We start from the raw sequence: 8,998 nt of genomic DNA, 5'->3' as shown, positions 1-8,998 counted from the left end.
ATGCCAAAGGGAATTCACCTCTCCGAAAGGGACTTTTCTGCGCGCGAAAGGGAATTCGACTCTCCGAAAGGGACACTTATTCGAAACCCTAACAAAAAAGAAACCGCACTCAGGCGATTTCTTAACTTTGTAAAATTAGTCTGCGTAAATTGGGTGTGCATCTGTTAATGATTTTACGCGTGTAATTGCTTCTGCTTTGATTGCTGCATCGTTTGGATTTTTCAATACAAGTGCGATGATTGAAGCAACTTCTTTCATATCTTCTTCCTTGAAACCACGAGATGTAATCGCTGGTGTACCGATACGTACGCCTGAAGTTACGAATGGTTTTTCTGGGTCAAATGGAATTGCGTTTTTGTTCGCTGTGATGTGTACTTCATCTAATAAAGCTTCTGCTTCTTTACCAGTTAGGTTTAGTGAGCGTACATCTAATAATAATAGGTGGTTATCTGTACCGCCTGAAACTGTTTTGATGCCTTCAGCTTCTAGTGCTTCACCTAAAACTTTTGCGTTTGTGATGACTTGTTGTGCGTATGTTTTGAATTCTGGTTGTAATGCTTCACCGAATGCTACTGCTTTCGCTGCGATTACGTGCATTAATGGACCACCTTGAATTCCTGGGAAGATTGATTTGTCGATCTTTTTACCCCATTCTTCTTTACAAAGAATCATACCGCCACGTGGGCCACGTAATGTTTTGTGTGTTGTTGTTGTTACAAAATCAGCATATGGTACTGGGTTTTGGTGAAGACCAGCCGCTACAAGACCGGCGATATGTGCCATATCCACCATGAATAATGCGCCTACTTCGTTTGCGATTTCGCGGAATTTAGCGAAGTCGATTTCACGTGGGTAAGCTGAAGCACCTGCTACGATTAATTTTGGTTTGTGCGCTAATGCTTTTTCGCGAACATCGTTATAGTCGATTACATTTGTATCTTCTGTAACACCGTATTCTACGAAATTGTATTGAACGCCAGAGAAGTTTACTGGGCTACCATGTGTTAAGTGACCACCATGTGCTAAGTTCATACCAAGCACTGTATCGCCCTGCTCAAGAATTGTGAAATAAACTGCCATGTTTGCTTGTGCACCCGAGTGAGGCTGTACGTTAACGTATTCTGCACCGAATAATTCTTTTGCACGATCACGCGCGATATCTTCTACGATATCTACGAATTCACAACCACCGTAGTAGCGTTTCCCAGGATAACCTTCTGCATATTTATTTGTTAATACAGAACCCTGTGCTTCCATTACTGCTTTTGTTACGATATTTTCTGAAGCGATTAACTCGATGTTTTCTTGTTGGCGTGCAAATTCTAATTCAATTGCGTTAAATACCGCCTTATCTTTTGCTGCAAGTTTTTCCATTTCTCTTTGCCCCCTAAATAATTAATTAACCTAATGTATATACTGCTCGTTCTCCACCGACTAGTTTTAAACGAGTTTTTGCAACTGTTACAACAGCTTCACCAATACGTTGGACAGATGTTCTAACAGGAACTGCCACCCTCTTTAAATGCATACCGATTAATGTTTGGCCGATATCAATTCCTGCATGAGCTTGTACAGTCTCTACAACGACAGGGTCTTGCAGATGACGATAAGCATATGCTGACATCGATCCTCCTGCTTTGACGACTGGAATAACGGCAACTTCTTCTAATTGATAGCGTTCAGCTGCTTCCCTCTCCATTGTTAAAGCACGATTAATATGTTCACAGCCTTGGAATACTAGATAAAGTCCATGCTGTTTTGCAAATTGTTCAAGTGGTTGATACAGTGCCTCTGCAATTTCCAAACCACCTGCTGTACCGATTTTTGCACCTTTGACTTCAGATGTGGAACATCCGACAACAAATAATTGCCCCTCTTTAAAAGTAGCTTGTTCTGCTAATTCATTTAATAAGATGGTTAGATCTTGCGAGATTGTGTCTAACATGATCATGACTCCTTACGAATTGCGTTTATTTTTGTTCTTCAAGTGCAGTGATTTTTTCAATGCGACGTTCATGACGACCACCTTCAAAATCTGTTTGTAACCAAGTTGCGACAATTTCACGTGCAAGGCCGGGGCCGATTACACGCTCACCCATTGCAATAATATTTGAATCATTATGGCAACGTGTAGCTTTTGCTGAGAATACGTCATGTACTAATGCACAACGAATTCCTTTTACTTTATTTGCAGCGATTGACATGCCAATGCCTGTACCACAAATTAAAATACCTTTATCGAAATTACCTGAAGCAACACCTTCTGATACTGGTTTTGCGTAATCAGGGTAATCTACAGAGCTGTCGTCTTGAGGTCCAAAATCTTCATAACTGAATCCTAGCTCATCTAATAAGGCCATAATCTCCTTACGTAAATTGTTTCCGCCATGGTCAGATGAAATTGCGATTTTCAATTTAATCCCTCTTTTCATTATGTTTAAGGTTCACTACAATATTACCATTTTTACATTGAGAAAGACATATATTTTCAAAATCCAAGGTCCTTCCACACCTATAAGACGAACGTTTAAAACTTAAATAGATAAAATAGTTAAGTTATATATAGTTCTTATAGCTTTCAAATAAATAAAACATCTCTTTAAATACATAATACCGAACTTTGTAGATTTATACAATACGTTAATTTTTCTGATAATTCTTACTATATGGATAAAAAATGTTATCTTTTTTTCATTTTTACTTCTTTAGTGAATCAAAACCTATTTCAAACCTGAATTTCTTTCACAAAAAAGAGATGGACTGAATCGCCCACCTCCCATTGTTTTCGTATTGTTCTACATATTTAAATGTTCTATATACTAACATTGGGATCAAATCCATCTCTGAAATAAAAAAAAGAAACCACTTTTCTCAAGTGATTTCTCTTTTCTACTATTATATTATTACTTAAATTGCTGAATGGTTTTATGCAGTTCTTCTGATTGTACTTGTAAGTTGCGTGATAGGTCATCCATTTGCGAAATCGAACGAGCTTGTTCTTCTGCCGCACTGCGAACTTCCTGCGCTCCTGCACTTGTTTCCTCAGCAATCGCTGCTACTTCTTGTGACTGTTGTGCTGTTTGTTCAATATTGTGTAACTGTTTTTCAACAAATGTTGAGATTTCATCTACTGAAGATGCCATCTTATTCACAATCTGATTCATACTTGAAACGGCGTCTGTTGTTTCGTTGACACGTGCCATTTCATGTTCTGCAATTTCAACTTGTGACGTCATCTTACCTACAACTTGTACAACGTCTGCTTGCATCACTTGAATTAAATTCGCAACACCTTTTGCTGCTTCCGCGCTACCATCCGCAAGTTTACGTACTTCTTCTGCTACAACTGCAAATCCTTTACCATGCTCACCAGCGCGCGCTGCTTCAATTGACGCATTCAATGCCAGTAAATTCGTTTGCTCTGCAATTGAACCGACTAATAAAATAATCTTTTCAACTTCATTAGCATTCCGTTCTAATTGGTGGATATCTTGTAACGCAAGACGATTCCCCTCAGCCATATCTTGAATACCCTTCACAAGTTGTTCAATGGCTGTTGTTGTGCGATTCAGTTCACCAATCATTTTTCGAGAATACTCTGAAGAAGTTACTGCATGATTATTCACTTCATCTGCTAGTGAACGTACATCTTCCATCGCTTCTGCTGTATTTTGAATCGAGATGGCTGAATCTACAGCGCCTTCTGAAATCTGTGCGATTGTTTGGGCAATGGCATCCGACTGTTCTAAAGCTTCTTTTGATTCTACTGATAAAGCGCGAACCGTTTGATTCGTTTGTTGAAAATTATCTTCAATACTACTGACCATTTGACGCAAGTTGACAAGCATCGTTTGAAAAGCCTTCGCTAAAGATTCGATTTCATCTTTTGATTTACGAACCTCAATTTCTTGATGAATATTCCCTTTTGCTGCTTCTAGCGCTACTTTTTCAAGTTGTTGTAACGGCTTAATAATAAAGAATGCTAAAATTGCTGCTAAAATACCAGACCACATAACTCCTAAACTAAACGTTACAATCTCAAATACTAATACATTGGAATCGGGAAAGAACGTAGGCTGAATATATTGTATAAATACTAAGCTCGTCCCGTATGTAATGACTGCTAATGCTACTACAAATAAGACTAACTTTTTACGTAAACTAAATGCGTGCTTATTTTCTTTTTCCATGTATTAATCCTCCACTATTTTCGATTGAAGTGCGTCAATCAAACGTTGTAGTTCTTCAAATGTACGACGATAGACATCTACACTTCCACCGTATGGATCCGATACATCTTTTTGCATATTATATACGTATTCATGTAATGTAAATGCTTTATCCGCAATGTGTGGGTGTACTTGCAATAATGCATGTAAATGCGATTCTGTCATCGTCAAAATTAAATCTGACTGATTTAATCGATTTATATCTACTGGTGAAGATCGATGTTGCGTTTCAATTCCATTTTCTTGTAATACAATTTGGGCATTTGTGGACATTGGAACACCTGATTGTGCATAAACACCTGCTGAATATACCTCCACATTTTCTAATTTCTTATGTTTCAAAATTGCTTCTGCCATTGGGCTTCGACATGTATTACCTGTACAAATAAAATAAATTTGCATGGCGCACCTCTCCTGTAGTTAAATTATACCTTATTTAGAAGGAAAAATGATACATTTTACCAAAAAAATATTATGTCTAAAGTATTAAATATGACTTCATACATTATTTATTTCCATCTATTTTTATTATATTCATCTTAACACATACCATCTAGAAAAAAGAGAATCACTTAATTGCGTGATTCTCTTTAAAAATTTTTATTTATACCAATTACCGCCTGCTGATTTTTCAAGTCGGTTCATAATAGCTGAACCCACACCATCTGTCGTTGTCGCAGTTGCGAGTACAATATCTGCATCCGTTGCGTCACAAGCACGTAATGCATGATACAGATGTAACGCCATCTCTTCTTGTGTATCTTGTCCAAATGAGAAGAAATAATCCGCTTGCTCACACGCATAATTTTCTGGTGCGAGTAAAGCCACTTTTTTATTTTCTTTGTGCAACGCTTGAATTGCAGAATGGATTTTCTCTTCATCTTTTTCAATCATATAAACAGGCGCATTCGGTGCATAATGTGTATATTTCATACCGGGCGCTTTTGGAGCACCTTCTTTTTGTTCTAAGTGTGTTGGTTGATGAACTTCTCCAATGACAGCTTCCAACATTTCTTTTGTGACACCACCCGGACGTAGAATGGTCGGTATATCCAATGTACAATCAATTACTGTTGATTCCACACCAATTCCTGTTGCGCCACCATCTACAATCATCGGAATTCTACCTGCTAAGTCTTCTTCTACGTGAATACCTTCTGTTGGACTGGGCTTACCACTTCGGTTCGCACTTGGCGCAGCGACTGGTTCACCTAGATGTCGTAACAATTGTAGTGATACAGGATGACTTGGCATACGTAAACCAATTGTATCCAAACCAGCTGTTACTTTTTCAGAGAGTACATTTGGCTTCACTTTACAAATAACGGTTAAAGGACCTGGCCAAAATACATCCATACATTTTTTTGCTTTATCATTTACATCGATTACATAGCGATCAATCTCTTCAATTGTTCCGATATGAACGATTAACGGATTGTCAGACGGGCGACCTTTTGCTTCATAAATCTTCGCTACTGCCGCATGACTTGTTGCAACGCCACCTAGTCCATAAACTGTTTCGGTAGGAAACGCGACAACCTCGCCTGCTTTTAATAACTGAACTGCTTCATCATAGGCAGAAGTAAATGTACCATCTGGATTGACGACGACTCGTTTTGTCTCCATTTTGCTCTTCCTCCCACACAATTTTTCAGAAAGTTATGCACATTTTTGATTTTTAGATTAAAATTGTGGATATTTCGTGAAATTCTGTGCATAACTTTTTCAGAAATATACGAATTTATTTGAAAATAGGTGCTCTAGACTTCTTATAAGTATTGATACTACGCATTTCGCACCACTTCTAATTATTTTATTAAATGTAAAGGTTTTATACTTTACAGATGTGGATAACTATCCGATTTCACAAAAAATCATGCGATCTTGTCCAAATAAATCTTTTAAAACTTCAATTTTCCCCTGTGGAAAACTTTTTTTCAATAAGTTATGCACAGCTTCACCCTGTTGATAACCTATTTCAAAACCAATAATTGCTTGGTTATGCACAATATGCGGTAATTCCTCGCAAAGTCTACGATACAATTGTAGACCATTTTCTTCTGCAAATAGGGCCGTATGCGGTTCATGTTCTAATACTACTTCATTCATCACGTTCACTTCGTCGAACGCAATGTACGGTGGATTTGATAGTACAATATCGAACTTTTGATGTTGAACAGGTGCTGTTAAATCACCTTGTAAAAACGTGACATCGGCTTCTAACAGTTGTGCATTTTGTTTCGCAGTCTGAAGTGCATCTTCACTTAGATCAATAGCTGTTACTTGCAAACTCGGGCGCTCTTTTTTTAATGTGACTGCGATTGCACCACTTCCTGTTCCAATATCCACAAGTGATAATGGTGCATCACCGAACTTCGCTGTCATTCGCTCTAGTGCTTGCTCTACTAACTCTTCTGTTTCTGGTCTTGGAATTAATACAGCTTCATTCACTTGGAATGTACGACCGTAAAATTGTTCTGTTCCAATTAAATATTGAACTGGTTTACCATCAATATGAGCTTGGATTAGCTTCTCAAATTGTTGTTGCTGTTCTTCCGTTAAAGGCTCGCGCATATTCAACATGAGACCTGTATAATCAACAGCTAAAACATGCTGAAGTAGTAAGCGGGCTGCATTCGCCTCACGATTTTTTTCCTCTAAAAAAGAAGAAGCCCATTGAAGGGCCTCGAAAACTTGCTTACATTCTTGGTTCATTTAGTTGGTCCAATTTTTTCGCTTGTTCTTCCATAATTAGTGCATCGAATACTTCATCGAGCTTACCTTCGATGATTTGATCTAATTTTTGAATTGTTAAACCAATACGGTGATCCGTTACACGATTTTGTGGATAGTTATATGTGCGAATACGCTCCGAACGGTCACCTGTACCAACAGCTGATTTACGTTCTGCATCATATTCACTTTGCGCTTCTTGTTGTAATTTATCATATACACGCGCACGTAAAATTTTCATCGCTTTTTCGCGGTTTTTTAATTGTGAACGTTCATCTTGCATCGCTACAACAACACCTGTTGGAATATGCGTCATACGTACAGCTGATGCTGTTTTGTTGACGTGCTGACCACCTGCGCCTGATGCGTGGTAGATGTCAACACGAATATCTTTTTCTTGTAAGTCTAATTCTACTTCTTCTGCTTCTGGCATAACCACTACCGTTGATGTAGATGTGTGTACACGACCTTGTGATTCTGTTTCTGGAACACGTTGTACACGATGTGCGCCACTTTCATACTTGAATTTTGAGTAAGCGCCTTGTCCATTAATCATGAAGACAATCTCTTTATACCCACCAAGTTCTGTTGGGTTCGCGTTCATAACTTCGATTTTCCAGCCTTGTGTTTCCGCATATTTACTGTACATGCGGAATAGAGAGTTTGCGAATAGTGCTGCTTCGTCTCCACCTGCTGCCCCACGAATCTCCATGATTACGTTTTTACTGTCATTCGGATCTTTTGGAATTAAAAGTACTTTTAAGCGTTCTTCTAAGGCTGGTACTTGTACTTCTAGTTCTTTTAATTCTTCTTTAACCATTTCTTTCATATCCGGATCAAGCTTTTCGTCTAACATCTCTTTTGCGTCAGCGATTTGCTCTTTAATTGATTTATACTCACGATACACTTCAACTGTTTCTTGAATATCTGATTGTTCTTTTGAATACTGTGCTAATTTTTTATTATCCGATACAACGTCTGGGTCACTTAATAACTCATTTAAACGTTCATAACGGTCCTCAACTGCTTGAAGGCGATCAAACATATATTTTCACCTTTTCCTTTCTTATTCCTAATCTATATCATGTTTTATCTATTTATTGTCCCAATAATAGTATAAAGAAAAAGAGTAACTCTTGCTACTCTTTTAAAAATCATCCTATATATTTTACCCTAAAAAACGACTTTTTTCATCACTTTTCTACAACAGATGTCTTACCTTCTGGTACAAAGTGATGATGACGACATCTTGGTTCGTATGCTTCAGATGCACCTACTAAAATAACAGGATCATCTGCTTTTGCAGGTTCTCCGTTAATTAAACGCTGTGTGCGACTAGCTGGTGAGCCACATTCGCTACATACAGCTTGTAATTTCGTGACTTGTTCCGCAATCGCCATTAAAAATGGCATCGGTCCAAATGGAACGCCTTTAAAATCTTGGTCAAGTCCAGCTAAAATCACGCGATAACCATGATCTGCTAATTTTTGTACCGCTTCGATAATATCGTGACCAAAGAATTGGGCCTCATCAATTGCTATAACATCGTACTCGTCTGAGATATAATCCCACATTTCTGATGGTTCTTGAATCGGATAAGCAATAACGGTTGTGCCATTATGTGATACAACAGCTTCTTCACTATAACGATTATCAATTTTTGGCTTGAATACTGCAATGCGTTGTTTCGCAAATTGTGCACGACGTACACGACGAATTAACTCCTCCGACTTCCCAGAGAACATACTACCGCAAATTACCTCAATCCAGCCATTTTGCTGCGTTACATACATTGAAATACCCCTTTCTTCATTCTATAATTATGGCATTATTTATATGTAAATTCAAAATTTTATATGATGTAAAACGATGATTTTATTTTAAACAACGTGCTTTATACTACAGGAATCTACCCTTTTTATCAAGGTTAAATACATGGTCATTTTCGCACTTTTTTAAAGGAGTTTAGCGTTGAAAGGGACTGATTTGCTTCCGAAAGGGACTATTCCACGCGCCAAAGGGAATTCCTGCTTTTG

At 38.0% G+C, this 8,998-nt stretch carries 9 protein-coding genes; all 9 read right to left on the bottom strand.

Going from position 1 to position 8,998, the window contains the following annotated elements; genetic code table 11:
* Positions 1-135: 135 nt before the first annotated feature.
* The 9 genes from glyA to KGI01_RS12670 all read right to left on the bottom strand — a co-directional run bounded on the left by glyA (position 136) and on the right by KGI01_RS12670 (position 8,755).
* Complete coding sequence (gene glyA / locus KGI01_RS12710; RefSeq protein WP_141274993.1) at positions 136-1,374, bottom strand: serine hydroxymethyltransferase; 1,239 nt, start codon at positions 1,372-1,374, stop codon at positions 136-138.
* A gap of 25 nt (positions 1,375-1,399) precedes the next feature.
* Positions 1,400-1,945: a TIGR01440 family protein gene (locus KGI01_RS12705; protein WP_141274992.1), complete on the bottom strand. Its 546-nt coding sequence runs from the start codon at positions 1,943-1,945 to the stop codon at positions 1,400-1,402.
* A gap of 25 nt (positions 1,946-1,970) precedes the next feature.
* Positions 1,971-2,414, bottom strand: a complete 444-nt coding sequence (gene rpiB, locus KGI01_RS12700) for a ribose 5-phosphate isomerase B (protein ID WP_068455885.1) — start codon at positions 2,412-2,414, stop codon at positions 1,971-1,973.
* A gap of 489 nt (positions 2,415-2,903) precedes the next feature.
* Complete coding sequence (locus KGI01_RS12695; RefSeq protein WP_141274991.1) at positions 2,904-4,190, bottom strand: methyl-accepting chemotaxis protein; 1,287 nt, start codon at positions 4,188-4,190, stop codon at positions 2,904-2,906.
* 3 nt (positions 4,191-4,193) lie between these two features.
* Positions 4,194-4,631, bottom strand: coding sequence for a low molecular weight protein arginine phosphatase (locus tag KGI01_RS12690; RefSeq protein ID WP_141274990.1), 438 nt, complete (start codon positions 4,629-4,631; stop codon positions 4,194-4,196).
* Between the two features lie 198 nt (positions 4,632-4,829).
* The gene (locus KGI01_RS12685) at positions 4,830-5,855 is read right to left on the bottom strand and encodes an L-threonylcarbamoyladenylate synthase (RefSeq protein ID WP_141274989.1); all 1,026 of its coding nucleotides are present in this window, start codon (positions 5,853-5,855) and stop codon (positions 4,830-4,832) included.
* A 228-nt stretch (positions 5,856-6,083) separates the two neighbouring features.
* On the bottom strand, positions 6,084-6,944 hold the full coding sequence (gene prmC, locus KGI01_RS12680) for a peptide chain release factor N(5)-glutamine methyltransferase (protein WP_141274988.1): 861 nt from the start codon (positions 6,942-6,944) through the stop codon (positions 6,084-6,086).
* Positions 6,928-8,007 carry a peptide chain release factor 1 gene (gene prfA, locus KGI01_RS12675; protein ID WP_141274987.1) on the bottom strand — a complete coding sequence of 360 codons (1,080 nt, stop codon included), beginning with the start codon at positions 8,005-8,007 and terminating at the stop codon, positions 6,928-6,930. Before prfA ends, prmC begins: the two co-directional genes overlap by 17 nt.
* A gap of 148 nt (positions 8,008-8,155) precedes the next feature.
* The gene (locus tag KGI01_RS12670) at positions 8,156-8,755 is read right to left on the bottom strand and encodes a thymidine kinase (protein ID WP_141274986.1); all 600 of its coding nucleotides are present in this window, start codon (positions 8,753-8,755) and stop codon (positions 8,156-8,158) included.
* Positions 8,756-8,998: the final 243 nt, after the last annotated feature.

Source organism: Kurthia gibsonii, assembly GCF_006539985.1.
Taxonomy (GTDB): domain Bacteria; phylum Bacillota; class Bacilli; order Bacillales_A; family Planococcaceae; genus Kurthia; species Kurthia gibsonii.
The sequence above is the reverse complement of the archived record's forward strand: the minus strand, read 5'-3'. Positions and strand labels throughout refer to the sequence as shown.